Source organism: Phenylobacterium kunshanense, from assembly GCF_003254525.1.
In the GTDB taxonomy this organism is placed as follows: Bacteria; Pseudomonadota; Alphaproteobacteria; order Caulobacterales; family Caulobacteraceae; genus Phenylobacterium; species Phenylobacterium kunshanense.
The window spans coordinates 760,127-777,056 of record NZ_QFYS01000001.1; the positions used below are offsets into that span (position 1 = coordinate 760,127).

Sequence of the window (16,930 nt, forward strand, 5' to 3'; positions counted from 1 at the left end):
GAGGTCACCTAAGAGGGCGCTTTAATGAACGGCGCGCCCCCCGGCCTGAACGAGGTCCTCACCCGGACCTTCTCCTTCCCCAAGCGGCATTTCCTGTCGGCGACGGATCTCAATGAGGTCGAAGTCGCCAACCTGCTGGATCTCGCCGATGGATTCGTCAGCCTGAATCGGCAGACCTCGAAGAAGCTCGACCTCCTGAAGGGTCGGACTCTGATGAACCTGTTCTTCGAGAACTCCACGCGGACGCAGAGCTCGTTCGAGCTGGCCGGGAAGCGGCTGGGCGCCGACGTGGTCAACATGAGCCCGCGCTCGTCGTCGATCTCCAAGGGCGAGACCCTGATCGACACGGCGGTCACTCTGAACGCCATGCAGCCCGACCTGCTGGTGGTGCGCCATGCGTCGTCCGGAGCGGCCTCCCTGCTGTCGCAGAAGGTCGGCTGCTCGGTGGTCAACGCCGGCGACGGCCAGCACGAGCATCCCACCCAGGCGCTGCTGGACGCCCTTTCCATGCGGCGGGCGTTCGGGCGGATCGCGGGGCTGAAGGTGGCGATCTGCGGCGACGTGCTGCACAGCCGCGTGGCGCGATCGAACATCGCCCTGCTGCAGATGCTGGGCGCGCACGTCCGGCTCGTGGGGCCGCCGACCCTGATCCCGCCCGCCGCGGACCGCTGGAACGTCGAGGTCTTCCACGACATGCGCAAGGGCATCGCCGGCTGCGATGTGGTGATGATGCTGCGCCTGCAGCTCGAGCGCATGGACGGCGTCATGGCGCCGTCCCAGCGCGAATACTTCCGCTTCTATGGCCTGGACCGCGAGAAGCTGGCCCTGGCCGCGCCGCACGTGCGGGTGATGCATCCCGGCCCGATGAACCGCGGCGTGGAGATCGACTCCGAGGTGGCCGACGACCTGTCGGTGAGCCTGATCCAGGATCAGGTCGAAATGGGCGTCGCCGCGCGCATGGCGGTGCTGACCTCGCTGGCCGCGCGTCTGGAGAACGAGCGTTGATGCGCCCCGTCGCCTTCACGAACGTCCGCCTGGTCGATCCGGCCAGCGGCTATGACGGACCCGGCGCCGTGGTGATCACCGAGGGCGTGATCGCCGACGTGGCCCACGCGCCGACGCTGGGCGGCCTCTCGGCCGACGTCGAGGTGGTGGACGCGGGCGGCGCGCTGCTGATCCCCGGCCTTGTGGACATCCGGGTCAAGACCGGCGAGCCGGGCGCGGAGCCGAAGGAAACGCTGAAATCGGCGGCCCTGGCGGCCGCGGCGGGCGGCGTCACCACCATCGTCGTTCAGCCCGACACCCACCCGGTGATGGACGAGCCGGCGGTGGTCGACTTCATCCTGCGCCGGGCGCGCGACATCGAGCTGGTCAACGTCTACCCCGCCGGGGCCGCCACCAAGGGGTGCGAGGGCAAGCGGATGGCCGAGATCGGCCTGATGCACGAGGCCGGCTGCCTCTATGTGACCGACGCCGACCGGCCGATCGTGGACTCCAAGGTCTTCCAGCGGGTGCTGAGCTACGCGAAGGCGTTCAACACGCCGGTGGCGCACCGCCCCGCGGATCCCTGGCTGTCGGCCGGCGCGGCCGCCACGTCGGGGGAATTCGCAGCGCGGATGGGCCTGCCCAGCGTGCCGGCCATCGCCGAACGGATCATGCTGGAGCGCGACCTGGCGCTGGTCGAGCTGACCGGCGCGCGCCTGATCGTCGACCAGGTGACCACCGCCGGCGCGCTGGAGAGCCTGCGCCGCGGCCTCGGTCGCGGGCTGCCGGTGACGGCCACCACCTCGATCAACCACCTGTCGTTCAACGAGATCGACATCGGCGACTACCGGACCTTCTGCAAGGTGGACCCGCCGCTGCGTTCAGAGGACGACCGACAGGCGGTGATCGACGCCATCGCCTCGGGCCTGATCCAGGTGGTCGTCTCGGCGCACGCCCCGGCGCCGGCCGAGGACAAGCGCCTGCCCTATGACGAAGCGGCCCCTGGCGCGGTGGGGCTCCAGACCCTGCTCCCCGCGCTGCTGGCCTTCCACCACGAGGGCCGGATCCCGCTCATCGACCTGATCCGGACGGTCACCTCGGCCCCGGCGACCCTGCTCGGCCTGCCCGCGGGACGCATCGCCAAGGGCGCGCCGGCCGACCTCGTGCTGTGCGACCTCAACGCCCCGGTGGTGATCGACGCCGACAAGCTGGTCTCGAAGTCGAAGAACTCGCCGTTCGACGGCCGACGTCTTCAGGGCCGCGTGCTCCAGACCCTCGTCGATGGGCGGACCGTCTACCGGGCCTGAGCGACGAAGGCGTCGTACGCCGCGTCGGCGTACATGATCTCCAGGTCGACGAGCTGCCGCGTGCCGGCGAACCGCACCGATCGCTCGTCGCGCAGGCGCAATCCCTCGCCGCGGTCCAGCAGGTCCTTGTAGGCGCGGTATTCCCTGGAGCCGCCGTAGTACTGCCCCTCGGCCACCGCCCGCGCGACGCGGTCGGGAAAGTCGCTCAGGAACTTGAAGTGCAGCAGCGCCGCCAGCATCGGATACAGCGGCAGCGGCGTGGTCGCGTGGGTGGACATCACGTAGCGCGTCCCCCTCGCCCACTTCACCAGCGGGACCTTGGTCAACACCGGCGGGCGCGGCTGATAGGCCGAGAAGTCGAACATCCGCGCCCGCGGCCCGCCGCTGAACTGCACGTGCGGAAACGGCCCGGCGCGCACCGCGTGATAGGGGCCCGGATCGAACCACGGGCAGGTCTGCAGAAGCGGCGACATGGGCGCATGGACGGCTTCGGAGACGTCCCCCGGGCCGTACATGTCGATCATCAGCGCCATCACGCCGCGGGCGCCATGCCGGTCGAGGTGTCCGCACAGAGCCCTGAGCCCCACCTGCTCGCAGGACGGGAAGAGGAACAGCTCGTCCGCGTCGAGCGTCAGCGTCCAGTGGCCGTCGCAGAACGCATCGAGGATATGGTTCAGCCAGTCGACCCCGCGATGCCGCGCCTCATACCGGAATTCGGCCTGGACGAGGTGGACGTCGGGCTGGGCCTGGAGGAAGGCGAGCGTTCCGTCGGTGGAGCCGTCGTCGACGACGATGAAGCGGTCGACTCCCAGGGCCCGGTGATGCGCCAGGAGCGAGGGTAGCCGCAGCGCCTCGTCTCGCACGACTAGGCAGGCGCGGATCTCGCCCGCGCCCTGCGGCGCCGAGGGCCCGAACCCCCTCACCTGATCGCCGACGTCCCCCACCCTGCCAGCATAGCAGGCGAAGGCGGCCGGGGCACGGCGTCAGGCCGCGGCGGCCAGGGGCTCCTGCGGCAGCAGGCTCGGCACGCTCAACCGGCTGAGGATCCGCCCCTCGAGCGGGATCAGGGCGTCGACGAAGGCCTCCTGCGGCCCGCCCTCGTACTTGGGCGGATCCTGCATCTGGTCCGGCGACAGCATCATCGTCTCCTGCACCGCATCCACGAGCAGGCCGGCCGTCTGGCCGCCACAGTGGACGACCACGATCACGTGCCGGCCCGAGGCCTCGGTGACGCCGAGACCCAGGCGGGCGCGGAGATCGAGCACCGGCATCACCGCGCCGCGAAGGTTGATGACGCCCAGGACGTAGGGCGGCGCCTGCGGAAGCGGGGTGGAGGCGGTGAAGCCGCGGATCTCCCGCACCGACCGGATGTCGATGCAGAAGTCGTGGCCCGCCACCTCCAGCAGGATCAGTTCGATCGCCTCGCCGAGATGAGGCGCGGCGGACATCAGAACTCGCTCCATTCGCTTTGCGCGCCACCGCCAACCGCCGCCCGAAGCTTGCGCTGGAGGGCGGGCGCATCCTGGCGGGGGCGCTCCATCCGGGGCGCCGCGCGAACGGCCTGGGCGGCCTGGGCGGCCTGATTGCCCACCTCGAAGCGGGCGACGAGCTGGGCCAGCTCCACCGCCTCGCGCTTGAGCTGCGCGGCCGCGGCCGTGGCTTCCTCGACCATGGCGGCGTTCTGCTGGGTGACCTGGTCCATCTGGTTGACGGCGGTGTTCACCTGGCCGAGGCCGGTGGACTGCTCCTGCGCCGACTGGGCGATCTCGGAGACCAGGCCATCGATGCTGGCTACGCGCTCGACGATGGCCTCCAGCGCCTTGCCGGTGTCGGTGACCAGCTTCACGCCGCGGTCGACCTGGGCGCCGGACGACGAGATCAGGGTCTTGATCTCCTTGGCCGCCTCGGCGGATCGCTGGGCGAGCGCGCGCACTTCCTGGGCCACGACCGCGAAGCCCTTGCCCGCCTCGCCGGCCCGCGCGGCCTCGACCCCGGCGTTCAGGGCCAGGAGGTTGGTCTGGAAGGCGATCTCGTCGATCACGCCGATGATGTTGGAGATCTGCGACGAGCTCTGCTGGATATCGTGGATGGCCGAGACGGCTTCGCGCACGACCTCGCCCGACCGCTCCGCCTCGGCGCGGGCGCCGGAGGCGACGCCGGAGGCTTCACGCGCGCCCTCCGCGCTGCGCTTCACCGTCGCCGTGATTTCGTCGAGAGCCGCCGCCGTCTCTTCCAGGCTGGCCGCCTGCTGCTCGGTCCGCCGCGACAGATCGTCGGACGCACTGGAGATCTCATCGGCGCCGCCGCGAATCGACGAGGTCGTATGCATCACCGCGCTGATCGCCGTGCGCAGGCTGCTCGCAGTGCTGTTGAAGTCGTCGCGGATGCGCAGGTAGGGACCCTCGAAGTCAGCGTCGATGGCGGCGGTCAGGTCGCCCTGCGACAGGCGCTGCAGGCCATCGGCCAGGATGGAGACGACTTCGTCCTGCTCCTTGGCCGTAGCGGCGCGATCGGCGTCGTTCCGGGCCCGCTCGTGCTCGACCTCCGTGATATCGGAGGCGAACTTCACCACCTTCACGGGCTTGCCCGTCTCGTCCATGACCGGGTTGTACGACGCCTGGATCCATACCTCGCGGCCGCCCTTGCCCAGGCGGCGGAACTTGGCGGCGACGAACTCGCCCCGGTTCAAGGTGCTCCAGAAATCGCGATAGGCGCTGCTGCCAGCTTCCTGCGGATCCACGAACATCGCGTGCTTCCGCCCGACGATCTCCCCCTCGGAATACCCGAGCGTGTCCAGGAAGTTGCGATTGGCCCGAATGATGGTGCCGTCCAGTTCGAACTCGATCACGGCCTGCGAGCGCTCGATCGCCGCAACCATGCCCTCGAGATTACGGACGTGGGCCGCATCTGTCTTCTTGGCGCCCGAGGCGCCGCCAAACAACTTCATCGATTGTCCCCATTCGATCAGCACGCGAGCCCTCGATCGGGCGGGCGCGGTTCGCGAACGAGGATTTGCGAAATGGGATTAATCAGACCTGAATTCACCAGGTCATGGACACCCAAAATGAGGAACTATTGTATGTAGAAACAACTATTAGCTGCCTAATTTCTGAATAGTCGAACGGTGCCCGAGTCTAGCGCTCAAAATAGGTACAACCTTATACCTGCCCTCACGCCATCTGCACGGCTTGGGTGTGGATGGGTCGCCTTCCCCATTCCGAACGTCCGCGCGTCGCGCTAGGAGTCGTCTCCTTGGGGAGCGCCATGCCTGACAGCCTAGTCCTGTTTTCCATCGCCATCGTCGGCGGATATCTGCTGGGGTCGATCCCGTTCGGCGTGCTGGTGATGCGCGCGGCCGGCGCCGGCGACCCGCGCGCCATCGGGTCCGGCAACATCGGCGCGACCAACGTCCTGCGCAGCGGCAAGAAGGGGCTCGCCCTCCTCACCCTGCTGGGCGACGGCGGCAAGGGCGCGCTAGCGGTGCTGCTGGCCTGGCTGGCGACGCGCGATGCGCCGGTCGAGCGTCAGGCCGTCGTGGTCGCGCTGGCGGCAGGCTCGGCGTTTCTCGGGCACCTGTTTCCCGTCTGGCTGGGCTTCAAGGGCGGCAAGGGCGTGGCGACGTTCTTCGGCACCCTGCTGGCGGCCGCCTGGCCCGTGGGGATCGTGGCCGGCGCGGCCTGGCTGATCACCGCCGGCGTGTTCCGGATCTCGTCGCTCGCCGCCCTGGTGGCGGTGGCCATCGCGCCGGCGGCGGCGCTGCTGCTCGGCCGGCCCCATGCGATCGCCCTGCTGGCGCTGTTCATGGCCCTGCTGGTCTATGTGCGTCACGCGCCCAACATCCGCCGCCTGCTGAAGGGCGAGGAGCCCAGGATCGGCGCCGGCAAGAAGGCCGAGGACCCGGCGGAGTGATCCGCACCCTCTCCGACGTCCAGCGGCGCGACTGGCTGCGGCTCGCCCGCACCGAGAACGTCGGCCCGGTCACCTTCGACCAGCTCATCAGCCGCTATGGCGAGCCGGCCCTCGCCCTGGCCGCCCTGCCCGACCTGGCCCGGCGGGGCGGGCGCATGGCGACACTGAAGGTTCCCAGCGAGGCCGACGCCGACCGGGAGCTCGCCGCCGGCGCGGCCCTGGGCGCCCGGCTGATCTGCGCCTGCGAGCCCGACTTTCCCCAGGCCCTGGCCGCCCTGGACCCGCCGCCGCCCCTGCTATGGGTTCGTGGCGACTTCGGCCTGCTGGACCGCCGTACGGTGGCCATCGTCGGGGCACGGGTGGCCTCGGCCGCAGGCCAGCGGTTCGCCCGCGGCCTGGCGGCCGAACTGGGCGCGGCGGGCTGCGTGGTCGTCTCGGGCCTGGCGCGCGGCATCGACGGGGCGGCGCACGAGGGTAGCCTCCCCACCGGTACGGTCGCGGTCCTGGGCGGCGGCATCGACGACGTCTATCCGCCCGAACATCGCGACCTCTATGCTCGGATCGTCGAGCAGGGGTGCGTGGTTTCTGAGAACGAGCCCGGCCGCACCGCCGTCGCCCGCGACTTTCCGCGCCGCAACCGGATCATCGCCGGCCTGTCGCGCGCAGTGGTCGTGGTGGAGGCGGAGCTTCGGTCTGGATCGCTGATCACCGCGCGCCTTGCCAACGAACAGGGCCGCGAGGTGCTGGCCGTGCCGGGCTCGCCGCTCGACCCGCGCGCCAAGGGAACCAACGACCTCATCCGCCAGGGCGCGGCGATCTGCGAAGGCGCCGAGGACGTGCTGAGGGCCATCGAGGGCCTGGGCGGCTTCCGCGAGCCCGAGCGTACGCCCTACCGACCGCCGCCCGTGGATGCGGACGACGCACTGCGCGAGCGCCTGGCCGACCTGCTGTCGCCGACGCCGGTTTCCAGGGACGAACTGGTGCGCGCCGCGGGGGCGCCCGCGCCCGCCGTCTTCGCCGCCCTGATGGAGCTGGCGCTCGCCGGTCGGGCCGAACTGCTGCCGGGCGGAATGGTCGCGAAGGGGTGAGCCCCTAAAGGGGCTCGGGGGATCTGCGCGAATCCGGCCCGTTGACAGCCCCGCCGGACCGCCCCCACCTTCCGCGCTCTTTGGGATCAGACCGCACCTTATGAACCTCGTCATCGTCGAGAGCCCGGCCAAGGCCAAGACCATCAACAAGTACCTGGGCTCGGACTACAAGGTGCTGGCCTCGTACGGCCACGTCCGCGACCTACCGCCCAAGGACGGCTCGGTCCGCCCCGACGAAGATTTCGACATGTCGTGGGAGGTCGACGGCAAGGCGGCCAAGCGGCTGGCCGAGATCGCGGATGCGGCCAAGGGCGCCGACCGCCTGATCCTCGCCACCGACCCCGACCGCGAGGGCGAGGCCATCTCGTGGCACGTGCTGGAGGTGCTGCAGAAGAAGCGGGCGCTGAAGGACAAGTCCGTCCAGCGCGTCGTCTTCAACGCCATCACCAAGTCGGCCGTCACCGAGGCGATGGCCAACCCGCGCGACCTCGACATGGAGCTGGTCGAGGCCTACCTCGCCCGCCGCGCCCTGGACTACCTCGTCGGCTTCACCCTCTCGCCGGTGCTGTGGCGCAAGCTGCCGGGCGCCAAGTCGGCCGGACGGGTTCAGTCGGTGGCCCTGCGCGTCATCGTCGACCGCGAGATCGAGATCGAGCGGTTCAGGACCCAGGAATACTGGACCGTCGAAGCCGAGGTCTCGGCCAACAGCGACCCCTTCACCGCGCGCCTCGTGAAGCACGACGGCAAGCGCCTGACCAAGTTCGATCTGGCCAGCGAGGCCAGCGCCTTCGCGGCGCGCGACGCGGTAAAGGCCGCGACGTTCACGGTGGCGGCCCTGGAGCGCAAGCCCGGCCGCCGCTCGCCGCCCCCGCCCTTCACCACCTCCAGCCTGCAGCAGGAGGCGTCGCGCAAGCTCGGCTTCAACGCCCAGCGGACGATGCAGACGGCGCAGAAGCTGTACGAGGGCGTCGACATCGGCGGCGAGACCGTCGGCCTGATCACCTACATGCGGACCGACGGCGTGCAGACCGCGCCCGAGGCGCTGGACGAGGCCCGCGCCGTGATCGGGGGCCTGTACGGCAAGGAGTATGTGCCGGAGAAGCCCCGCTTCTACTCGACCAAGGCCAAGAACGCCCAGGAGGCCCACGAAGCCATCCGCCCGACCAGCCTGGCCCGCAACCCGGGCAAGCTGCGCCTGGAGGGCGACCTCGGCCGGCTCTACGAGCTGATCTGGAAGCGGATGATCGCCTCGCAGATGGAGAGCGCCCGCATCGAGCGGACGACCATCGACCTCGAGAGCGCCGACGGCAAGACGGGCCTGCGCGCCACCGGCCAGGTGGTGACCTTCCCCGGCTACCTCGCGGTCTATGAAGAAGGCCAGGACGATCCCGAGGACGAGGAAGGCGGTCGCCTGCCCCAGGTCTCGGAAGGCGCCGAGGCCAAGGTGCGCTCGGCCAAGGCCGACCAGCACTTCACCGAACCGCCGCCGCGCTATTCCGAAGCCAGCCTGGTGAAGAAGATGGAGGAGCTGGGCATCGGCCGGCCCTCCACCTACGCCTCGATCCTGACGGTGCTGCGCGACCGCGCCTATGTGCGGATGGAGAAGCAGCGCTTCGTGCCCGAGGACAAGGGCCGGCTGCTGATCGCCTTCCTGGAGGAGTTCTTCGGCCGATACGTGGAGTACGACTTCACGGCCGGGCTGGAGGAGCGCCTCGACCTGGTCTCCGCCGGGGATCTGGACTGGAAGGTCCTGCTTCGGGAGTTCTGGGAGGATTTCAACCGGAAGATCGGTGAGATGGGCGAGCTGCGGATGAGCGACGTGCTCACCGCGCTGGACACCACCCTCGGTCCGCACCTCTTCCCCGACAAGCCGGACGGGTCAGACCCGCGCGCCTGCCCGGTGTGCAACACCGGTCGCATGGGCCTGAAGTCGAGCCGGTTCGGCCCGTTCCTCGGCTGCTCGAACTATCCCGAGTGCCGCCACACCCGGCCGCTGACCGTGGCCGAGGACGGCGACGAGGCCGCCGCCGGCGACCGCGAGCTGGGCGTCGACCCGGTGACCGGCGAGACCGTCTTCCTGAAGTCCGGCCGCTTCGGCCCCTACGTCCAGCTCGGCGAGGGCGAGAAGCCCAAGCGGGCCAGCCTGCCCAAGGGCTGGAGCGCGCCCGACATGGACCTGGAGAAGGGCCTGCGCCTGCTGCGCCTGCCCCGCGAGATCGGCAAGCACCCCGAGGACGGCAAGCCGATCCTGGCCGGCATCGGCCGCTTCGGCCCGTTCGTGCAGCACGACGGCACCTATGCGAACCTGCCGTCGGTGGACGAGGTCTTCGAGGTGGGCGTGAACCGCGCCGTCGACCTGATCGCCACCAAGCGCGCGGGCCGACGCGGCGGCGAGGCCGCGGCGCTGAAGGACCTGGGCGCCCACCCGGCGGACGGCCAGCCGGTCCGGGTGCTTTCGGGCCGCTACGGCCCCTACATCAAGCACGGCTCGACCAACGCCAACGTGCCGCGCGGCGCCGATCCCATGTCGGTGACCCTGGAGCAGGCGGTGGCCCTGATCGCCGAGCGCGAGGCCAAGGGCGGCGGCAAGAAGAAGCCGGCCCGCGCCGCCAAGGCCAAGGCGGAACCGAAGGCCAAGGCGGCGGCGAAGAAGCCGGCGGCCAAGAAGACCGCCGCGAAGAAGGCGGCCCCGAAGACGTCGACAAAGGCGCCGGCCGACGACATCGGGGACGACGAGGCGCCGTTCTAGGCCTGTACTCCCCGCTCGTCCCCGCGAAGGCGGGGACCCAAGCGGAAGTGCAGACAGCGGGCGGTCACGGATTATCCTGCTTTCAGCTTGGATCCCCGCCTTCGCGGGGATGAGCGGGATTTGGAACGGCCATGCCCCACGCCTCGATCAACGGCCTGAACCTCTACTTCGAGCGTGCCGGTGAGGGACCGCCGCTGCTCTTCATCTCCGGCACCGGCGGCGATCTGCGGGTGCAGCCGAACGTGTTCGCATCGCCCCTGGCCCGGGCGTTCGACCTTGTGGCCTATGACCAGCGGGGCCTGGGCCGGACGGACAAGCCCGACGTCCCCTATTCCATGGCGCAGTATGCCGACGACGCGGCCGCCCTCATGGATCACGTGGGCTGGGACGAGGCGCTGGTACTGGGGGTCTCCTTCGGCGGGATGGTCGCCCAGGAACTCGTCCTGCGGCATCCTGGGAAGGTGAAGCGGCTGGTGCTGGCGTGCACCTCGCCGGGCGGCGCGGGGGGCGCTTCCTATCCGTTCCACGAGATCGAGCACCTGAAGGGCGAAGCGCGGGCCCGGCACATGATCCCGATCAGCGACGTGCGGCGCGACGCGGCCTGGGCCGCAGCACACCCTGCCGAGTACGAGAAGCTGGTGGAGCTTTCCGCCGCCGACCCCTTCGCCGGCGAGCCTGGCCGCGACCAGGGCGCCCACCGGCAGCTCGAGGCGCGGGCGGCGCACGACACCTGGGACCGCTTGCCGCAGATCGCCTGCCCGGTGCTGATCGCGGCCGGCCGCCACGACGGAATCGCCCTGCCGGAGACGCAGGAGAAGATGGCCAGCCGAATCCCCGGGGCGGAGCTGCAGTGGTTCGAGGGCGGCCACCTGTTCATGATCCAGGACCGCACCGCCTACCCGGCCATGATCGCGTTTCTGAAGGGCTGACGGAGCGGAGCCGTCGCGGCCGCGTTCCGTGCTAAGCACACGCCATGGCCCGACCCAAGAAGCCCAAGCCCGCCCGCATTCCCCAGGGCCTCCCTGACCGCGAGACCCTGCTGAAGTTCATTCGCGAGAGCGGCGAGACCGACAAGGCGGCCATCGCCCGCGCCTTCGGCCTGAAGGGCGGCGACCGCCGCGCGCTGCGCGAGATGCTGTCCACCCTGCAGGAGGATGGGACGCTGGGCCGCCGGGGCCGACGCGGCTTCTCCGAGGCGGGCGCGCTGCCGGAAGTGGGCGTGGCCGACGTGGTCGAGCGCGATCCGGACGGCGACCTGCTGGTTCGCCTGACACGGGGCGAGGACGCCCCGCTCGTGCCCCTGTCGCCCGGCGGAGACGTGAGGGGCCCCGCGCCCGGCCTGGGCGACCGCGTGCTGGTCCGCTTCGTCCGGCTGGAGACCGGCGACTTCGAGGCCCGCCTGATCAAGCGCCTGGGCCAGAGCGCCCACCGCATCCTGGGCGTCATCCGCAAGATCCGCCGCGAGATCCGGGTGGAGCCCGTGGACCGGCGCTCGAAGGACAGCCTGATCCTGCCCGACGGTGAGGACGTGCGCGACGGCGACCTCGTCCTGGCCCAGGTGGAGCCGCATGGCCCCCGCTATGGCCCCAAACGCGGCAAGCTGCTGGAGATCGTCGGCCGCGAGGACGATCCGCGCGCCTACTCCCTGATCGCCATCCACGCCCACGGCATCCCGGTCGGTTTCTCCGAGGCCGCCGAGGCCGAGGCGGAGGCTGCCCAGCCGCCGACCCTGGCGGGCCGCGAGGACCTGCGCGAGATCCCGCTCATCACCATCGACCCGATGGACGCGCGCGACCACGACGACGCCGTCTACGCCCATCCCGACGATGATCCGAAGAACCCCGGCGGCTGGGTCTGCTGGGTCGCGATCGCCGACGTCGCCGCCTATGTGCGCCCGGGCTCGGAGCTGGACCGCATCGCCCGCGACAAGGGCAACAGCGTCTATTTCCCCGACCGGGTGGAGCCGATGCTGCCCGAGCGGCTGTCCAACGGGCTGTGCAGCCTGCGCGAGGGCGAGAACCGCGCCTGCCTGGCGGTGCGGATGGTGTTCGGCGCCGATGGCCGCAAGCGCTCTCACCGCTTCGTCCGCGGCCTGATGCGCTCGGCCGCCAAGCTGGCCTACGAACAGGCCCAGGCGGCCATCGACGGCCAACCCGACGACAAGTCCGGCCCGCTGCTGGAACCCGTGCTGAGGCCGCTGTGGGCCGCCTACGCCTGCCTGAAGAAGGGACGTGACGCCCGTTCGCCCCTGGCCATCGCCAGCGCCGAACGGCGGATCCACATCGACGAGATGGGCCGCATCGATTCGATCCTGCCCCGGGCGGCGCTGCAGGCGCACAGCCTGATCGAGGAATTCATGATCCAGGCGAACGTCTGCGCCGCCGAGACCCTGGAACAGAAGAAGACGCCGCTGATCTACCGGGTCCACGACCAGCCCAGCCAGGAGAAGGTCCAGGCGTTGGTGGACTTCCTGTCGACGCTGGGCCTGCCCTGGACCAAGGGCGAGGCGCCGCGGACGGAGCGGTTCAACCGGCTCCTGGACGAGACCCGCGACGGCCCGCACGCCGACATCGTCAACGAGGTTGTCCTGCGCACCCAGATGCAGGCGCACTATTCGACCGAGAACATCGGGCACTACGGCCTGAACCTGGCCAAGTACGCCCACTTCACCTCGCCAATCCGCCGCTACGCCGACCTGATCGTCCACCGGGCCCTGGTGTCCACCCTGGGCCTGGGAAGCGACGGCCTGTCGGACTTCGACATCTCGCAGATGAAGGGCACGGCCGAGATCATCACCTTCGCCGAGCGCCGCGCCATGGCGGCCGAGCGCGACGCCACCGACCGCTACGTCGCCGCCTTCCTGGCCGATCGGGTGGGCGCCGAGTTCGAAGGCCGGATCACCGGCGTCACCCGCTTCGGCCTCTTCGTGCGGCTGGCCGAGACCGGCGCGGACGGGCTGGTCCCCGTCTCCAGGCTGGGCGGCGAGTTCTTCGTCCATGACGACCGCACCCATGCCCTGGTCGGCGAGCGCTCAGGCGCCCGCTGGCCGCTGGGCATGACGGTTCGGGTCCGGCTGGAGGAAGCGACGCCAATCACCGGCGGCCTGCTGTTCGAGATGCTGAGCGACCCGGCGCCGCCCGACGCCAGCATGCCGCGGCCCCGCCTGGGCGTCCGTGGACGCGGCGACAGGCGTCCCCCATCGGGCCGGCCACCGGGCATCCGCACGGGCCGGAAGAAGAAGATGGGCGGCAAGAAGCGGTAGCGGCCTTCCGCCACGGCGCCCTTCCCTCGCGGGGGCGAGCCCCCATACAATTGTTTCATGTCGACCGAGCCACCCATCGTCCACAAGCCCGAGGGACCGCCCCGCGTCCCCGGCCAGCGCGCCGTGCGCCCCAAGAACGCCGCCACGGTGATGATCATCCGCCGGGACGCGGCCAAGCCCCGCGTGCTGATGGGCAAGCGACACGGCGGCCACAGCTTCATGCCCGATCGCTGGGTCTTCCCCGGCGGCCGGATCGACCGCGCGGACTATCGCGCGCCCTACGCCACCGACCTGCGCCCCGAAGTGGGCGGGCTGTTCGACAGGCACCTGCCGGTGGGCCGCGGCCGCGCGCTGGCGCTGGCGGCGATCCGCGAGACCTGGGAGGAAGCCGGCCTGATGCTGGCCAAGCCGGGCGAGGCGCGCGCGACCGGCCCGTGGAAGGACTTCGCGGCCCAGGGCTTCCTGCCCGACCTCGAGGCGCTGGACGTGATCGCCCGCGCGATCACCCCGCCGGCGGTGGCCAAGCGATTCGACACCTGGTTCCTGATGGCCGACGCCGAGCGGCTCACCAGCCTCGACCGCCAGGCCGACTGCGGCGAGCTGGAGGAGATCGCCTGGGTCGACTTCGACGAGGCCATGGGCCTGCCCCTGCCCGCGGTCACCCGGATGATGATCAAGGAAGCGGCCCTCCGGATGGACGACCCCAGCCGACCGAAGCCTTTCCTGCGCTACAAGGACCGCGAACAGGGCATGCGGCCGACCCAGCTCTGAGCCTTTAGCCATAGGCCCCATTGACTTCGCGGCGCGGATTCGTATTTTCCGCGCCTCCTAACACCCGCCAGCGGTGCGTATCCGTTTGGCCCCGCCAATTTGTTTCCAGGATTCGAGCCATGGCGAAGCCCGCCTCCATCAAGATCCGCCTGAACTCGACGGCCGACACCGGCTACTTCTACGTGGCCAAGAAGAACGCCCGCACCAAGACCGAAAAGCTCGTGCTGAAGAAGTACGACCCGGTGGTGCGCAAGCACGTCGAATTCCGCGAAGGCAAGATCAAGTAAGCAGGCGTTCCCGCCGCTGACTTTTGCGAAGACGCTCGGCCTCACCGCCGGGCGTTTTTGATTCTGGAGATTAGGCCGCGCGGGCGATGACCCGGTTGCGGCCGCCGGACTTGGCTTCGTAGACGGCCTCGTCGGCGCGCTTGAGAAGGGCCGTGGCGCTGTCGCCAGCGCCCATGCTGGTGGCGCAGCCGACCGAAATGGTTACCGACAGCAGCTCCTGCCCGCCCATGACGCGGAACGGCGCGCCGGCCACGTGCAGGCGGATGCGCTCGGCGATGCGGCGGGCGTCCTCCAGCTCGGTGTCGGGCATGACCACCACGAATTCCTCGCCGCCGTGGCGGACCGGCAGATCGATGGCGCGGACGTTGGAGGCCAGGCGCACGGCGAACTCGGCCAGCACCTCGTCGCCCACGTCGTGGCCGAAGCTGTCGTTGACCTTCTTGAAGTGGTCGATGTCGATGACCATCAGCGAGACCGGCTCGCCGCCCTGACACGCCCGGCGCATCAGCGCCTCGAGCTGGCCAGCCATGTAGCGGCGATTGTGCAGTCCGGTGAGCTGGTCGGTGACCGCCAGCTCCAGCGAGTGGTCGAGATTCGAGCGCAGATAGTCAGTGTAACGCTTGCGGCGGATCTGGGTGCGCACGCGCGCGGCCAGTTCGCCCGGATCGATGGGCCGAGCCAGGATGTCGTTCACCCCGATCTCCAGCGCCTTGACCGTCTTGGGCCGCTCGTCGACATCGACGACGGCGAGGATCGGTATGTTGCGCGTGGCCTCGTCCGAGCGGAGCTGGGCGGCGAAGCGCAGGCCGTCGAAGGCCTTGGCGTTGGCGTTGACGATCGCGAGGTCCACCGGACCGCGGGCGGTGAGCACCGCCTTGTAGGGCTCGCTCTCGACCACCGGCCGGTGCTCGACCGCCAGCTCGCTGGCGACCCGCTCGGCCTGGCGCAGGTTGTCGTCGACGATCAGCACCCGGCCGCCCGAGCCGCCGAGGCGCGACGCCGCGCCGGCGATGACGCCCATGCGGCGGCCGGAAGCCTCGCGGTCGCGCAGTTCGTCGATGACGGACTTCAGGCGCGTCAGGCTGCGCACGCGGGCGAACAGCATGACGTCGTCGATGGGCTTGGTCAGGAAGTCGTCGGCGCCCGCCTCCAGGCCCGCCACGCGATCGGCGCGGCCGTCCAGGGCGGTGACGAGCACCACGGGGATGTGGCGCGTCTCGGGATCGTCCTTGAGCCGGCGGCACACCTGGAAGCCGTCCATGCCAGGCATCATCACGTCGAGCAGCACGATGTCCGGGCGTTCGGCGGCGGCCATCGCGAGGGCCGTCGGGCCGTCGGAAGCCGTCAGCACCTCGTAGTACTCGGCCGAGAGCTTGGCCTCGAGCAGGCGCACATTCGATTCGATGTCGTCGACGACGAGGATGCGCGCGGACATGGCTAGTTCAGCAGCCGGCGGATCGTTTCGAGGAAGTGCGTCACCGAGATGGGCTTGGAGATATAGGCCTCGCAGCCGCCCTCGCGGATCCGCTCCTCGTCGCCCTTCATGGCGAAGGCGGTCACGGCGACCACCGGGATGTGGGCCAGATCGTCGTCTTCCTTCAGCCACTTGGTGACTTCCAGGCCCGAGATCTCGGGCAGCTGGATGTCCATCAGGATCAGGTCCGGCTTGTGCTCGCGCGCCAACGACAGCGCGGCGAGCCCCTCGCGGGTCTCGAGGGTTTCGTAACCCTGGGCTTCGAGCAGATCATGAAAGAGCTTCATGTTCAGCTCGTTATCCTCGACGATGAGGACCTTCTTCGCCATTCAGGACCCGACACTCCTCGGGGCGCGGCCGGTGCTCGGCCCTCCCCACCCTTCCGCTGCTTATCGGCTGCGATATCCTTAAACTTCGTTATCCCATCTGGAGACCGCGTGGTTCAGCCGTCGAACATCGCCGCCCCAGCCCTCGAAGGGCTGGGCCTTTCCCGTGACCGGCCCCTGGTGCTGGTGGACGTGGACGAGGTGCTGGGCCTGTTCATGCAGGGGTTCGGCGACTTCCTGGCCAATCGCGGCCTGGAGATGCGAATCGACCGGTTCGCCCTGTTCCAGAACATCTACCGCCCCGGCGCCGCCGAGCACCTGGACCTGATCGAGGGCAAGAAGCTGTTCGACGAGTTCTTCGCCGGTCATTGCCACAACCTCGAGCCCGCGCCGGGCGCGATCGCGGCGCTGAACAAGCTCGCCAGGACCGCCGAGATCCTGATCCTCTCCAACGCCCCCGCCGACGCCGAGCGGTTGAGGACCGATTGGCTGCGCAAGCACGGGCTGGAGCATCCGCTGGTGCTGAATTCCGGCCCGAAGGGGCCGATCGCCGCGGGCCTGGTGGCCCAGACGGTCCATCCCACCGCCTTCGTGGACGACCTCCTGCCGAACCTCGATTCGGTGGCCGAGCATGCGCCCGACACCGCGACCTTCCAGCATGTGGCCGACCTGCGGCTGCGGCCTCACGCGCCCCGGTCCGAGCGTCATCCGCGCATCGACGATTGGACCGAACTCGGCGAGGCCATCGAGGCGGCCGTCCGCCGCTGAGGCGT

The 16,930-nt window shown here is 70.0% G+C and carries 15 protein-coding genes; 10 read left to right on the plus strand and 5 right to left on the minus strand.

What is annotated here, in order from left to right; translation table 11 throughout:
- Positions 1 to 24 precede the first annotated feature (24 nt).
- Together DJ019_RS03890 and pyrC are read left to right on the plus strand one after the other, a co-directional pair.
- Positions 25 to 1,005, plus strand: a complete 981-nt coding sequence (locus tag DJ019_RS03890; protein WP_111274646.1) for an aspartate carbamoyltransferase catalytic subunit — start codon at positions 25 to 27, stop codon at positions 1,003 to 1,005.
- On the plus strand, positions 1,005 to 2,291 hold the full coding sequence (gene pyrC / locus DJ019_RS03895) for a dihydroorotase (RefSeq protein ID WP_111274647.1): 1,287 nt from the start codon (positions 1,005 to 1,007) through the stop codon (positions 2,289 to 2,291). The genes DJ019_RS03890 and pyrC overlap by 1 nt, the downstream gene beginning before the upstream one ends.
- Here pyrC and DJ019_RS03900 read toward each other — a convergent pair.
- Genes DJ019_RS03900 through DJ019_RS03910 form a run of 3 tightly spaced genes read right to left on the minus strand, consistent with a single transcriptional unit; the run spans position 2,279 to position 5,238 of the window.
- A complete protein-coding gene (locus tag DJ019_RS03900; RefSeq protein WP_111274648.1) occupies positions 2,279 to 3,235 on the minus strand; it encodes a glycosyltransferase family 2 protein in 957 nt (318 codons plus the stop codon). The genes pyrC and DJ019_RS03900 overlap by 13 nt on opposite strands.
- A gap of 39 nt (positions 3,236 to 3,274) precedes the next feature.
- Positions 3,275 to 3,739, minus strand: coding sequence for a chemotaxis protein CheW (locus DJ019_RS03905; RefSeq protein WP_111274649.1), 465 nt, complete (start codon positions 3,737 to 3,739; stop codon positions 3,275 to 3,277).
- Positions 3,739 to 5,238 carry a methyl-accepting chemotaxis protein gene (locus tag DJ019_RS03910; protein WP_111274771.1) on the minus strand — a complete coding sequence of 500 codons (1,500 nt, stop codon included), beginning with the start codon at positions 5,236 to 5,238 and terminating at the stop codon, positions 3,739 to 3,741. Before DJ019_RS03910 ends, DJ019_RS03905 begins: the two co-directional genes overlap by 1 nt.
- 317 nt (positions 5,239 to 5,555) lie before the next feature.
- Here DJ019_RS03910 and plsY point away from each other — a divergent pair, with 317 nt between their 5' ends.
- The 7 genes from plsY (at position 5,556) to rpmG (ending at position 14,357) form a co-directional block, all read left to right on the plus strand.
- Positions 5,556 to 6,200, plus strand: a complete 645-nt coding sequence (gene plsY / locus DJ019_RS03915; RefSeq protein WP_111274650.1) for a glycerol-3-phosphate 1-O-acyltransferase PlsY — start codon at positions 5,556 to 5,558, stop codon at positions 6,198 to 6,200.
- Positions 6,197 to 7,288: a DNA-processing protein DprA gene (gene dprA / locus DJ019_RS03920; RefSeq protein WP_111274651.1), complete on the plus strand. Its 1,092-nt coding sequence runs from the start codon at positions 6,197 to 6,199 to the stop codon at positions 7,286 to 7,288. Before plsY ends, dprA begins: the two co-directional genes overlap by 4 nt.
- Positions 7,289 to 7,388: 100 nt before the next feature.
- Positions 7,389 to 10,037: a type I DNA topoisomerase gene (gene topA / locus DJ019_RS03925; RefSeq protein ID WP_111274652.1), complete on the plus strand. Its 2,649-nt coding sequence runs from the start codon at positions 7,389 to 7,391 to the stop codon at positions 10,035 to 10,037.
- Between the two features lie 131 nt (positions 10,038 to 10,168).
- Entirely contained in the window at positions 10,169 to 10,966 is a 798-nt protein-coding gene (locus DJ019_RS03930; protein WP_111274653.1) for an alpha/beta fold hydrolase, read from the plus strand.
- A 44-nt stretch (positions 10,967 to 11,010) separates the two neighbouring features.
- Positions 11,011 to 13,299: a ribonuclease R gene (rnr, locus tag DJ019_RS03935; RefSeq protein WP_111274654.1), complete on the plus strand. Its 2,289-nt coding sequence runs from the start codon at positions 11,011 to 11,013 to the stop codon at positions 13,297 to 13,299.
- Between the two features lie 57 nt (positions 13,300 to 13,356).
- A complete protein-coding gene (locus DJ019_RS03940; RefSeq protein ID WP_111274655.1) occupies positions 13,357 to 14,070 on the plus strand; it encodes an NUDIX hydrolase in 714 nt (237 codons plus the stop codon).
- 119 nt (positions 14,071 to 14,189) lie between these two features.
- Positions 14,190 to 14,357 (plus strand): 50S ribosomal protein L33, encoded by a 168-nt coding sequence (rpmG, locus tag DJ019_RS03945; protein WP_111274656.1) that lies wholly within the window; start codon positions 14,190 to 14,192, stop codon positions 14,355 to 14,357.
- Positions 14,358 to 14,427: 70 nt separating this feature from the next.
- Here rpmG and DJ019_RS03950 read toward each other — a convergent pair whose 3' ends face one another.
- Entirely contained in the window at positions 14,428 to 15,792 is a 1,365-nt protein-coding gene (locus tag DJ019_RS03950) for a PleD family two-component system response regulator (protein ID WP_111274657.1), read from the minus strand.
- A 2-nt stretch (positions 15,793 to 15,794) separates the two neighbouring features.
- A complete protein-coding gene (gene divK, locus DJ019_RS03955) occupies positions 15,795 to 16,160 on the minus strand; it encodes a cell-cycle response regulator DivK (protein ID WP_111274658.1) in 366 nt (121 codons plus the stop codon).
- Positions 16,161 to 16,268: 108 nt separating this feature from the next.
- Here divK and DJ019_RS03960 point away from each other — a divergent pair, with 108 nt between their 5' ends.
- The gene (locus DJ019_RS03960) at positions 16,269 to 16,925 is read left to right on the plus strand and encodes an HAD family hydrolase (protein ID WP_240606356.1); all 657 of its coding nucleotides are present in this window, start codon (positions 16,269 to 16,271) and stop codon (positions 16,923 to 16,925) included.
- The last annotated feature ends 5 nt before the right edge of the window (positions 16,926 to 16,930 follow it).

Coding starts and splice junctions, on each gene's coding strand:
- DJ019_RS03890 (WP_111274646.1), top strand. CDS start 25: ATGAACGGCGCGCCCCCCGGCCTGAACGAGGTCCTCACCCGGACCTTC.
- pyrC (WP_111274647.1), top strand. CDS start 1,005: ATGCGCCCCGTCGCCTTCACGAACGTCCGCCTGGTCGATCCGGCCAGC.
- DJ019_RS03905 (WP_111274649.1), bottom strand. CDS start 3,739: ATGTCCGCCGCGCCTCATCTCGGCGAGGCGATCGAACTGATCCTGCTG.
- DJ019_RS03910 (WP_111274771.1), bottom strand. CDS start 5,238: ATGAAGTTGTTTGGCGGCGCCTCGGGCGCCAAGAAGACAGATGCGGCC.
- plsY (WP_111274650.1), top strand. CDS start 5,556: ATGCCTGACAGCCTAGTCCTGTTTTCCATCGCCATCGTCGGCGGATAT.
- topA (WP_111274652.1), top strand. CDS start 7,389: ATGAACCTCGTCATCGTCGAGAGCCCGGCCAAGGCCAAGACCATCAAC.
- DJ019_RS03930 (WP_111274653.1), top strand. CDS start 10,169: ATGCCCCACGCCTCGATCAACGGCCTGAACCTCTACTTCGAGCGTGCC.
- rnr (WP_111274654.1), top strand. CDS start 11,011: ATGGCCCGACCCAAGAAGCCCAAGCCCGCCCGCATTCCCCAGGGCCTC.
- DJ019_RS03940 (WP_111274655.1), top strand. CDS start 13,357: ATGTCGACCGAGCCACCCATCGTCCACAAGCCCGAGGGACCGCCCCGC.
- rpmG (WP_111274656.1), top strand. CDS start 14,190: ATGGCGAAGCCCGCCTCCATCAAGATCCGCCTGAACTCGACGGCCGAC.
- DJ019_RS03950 (WP_111274657.1), bottom strand. CDS start 15,792: ATGTCCGCGCGCATCCTCGTCGTCGACGACATCGAATCGAATGTGCGC.
- divK (WP_111274658.1), bottom strand. CDS start 16,160: ATGGCGAAGAAGGTCCTCATCGTCGAGGATAACGAGCTGAACATGAAG.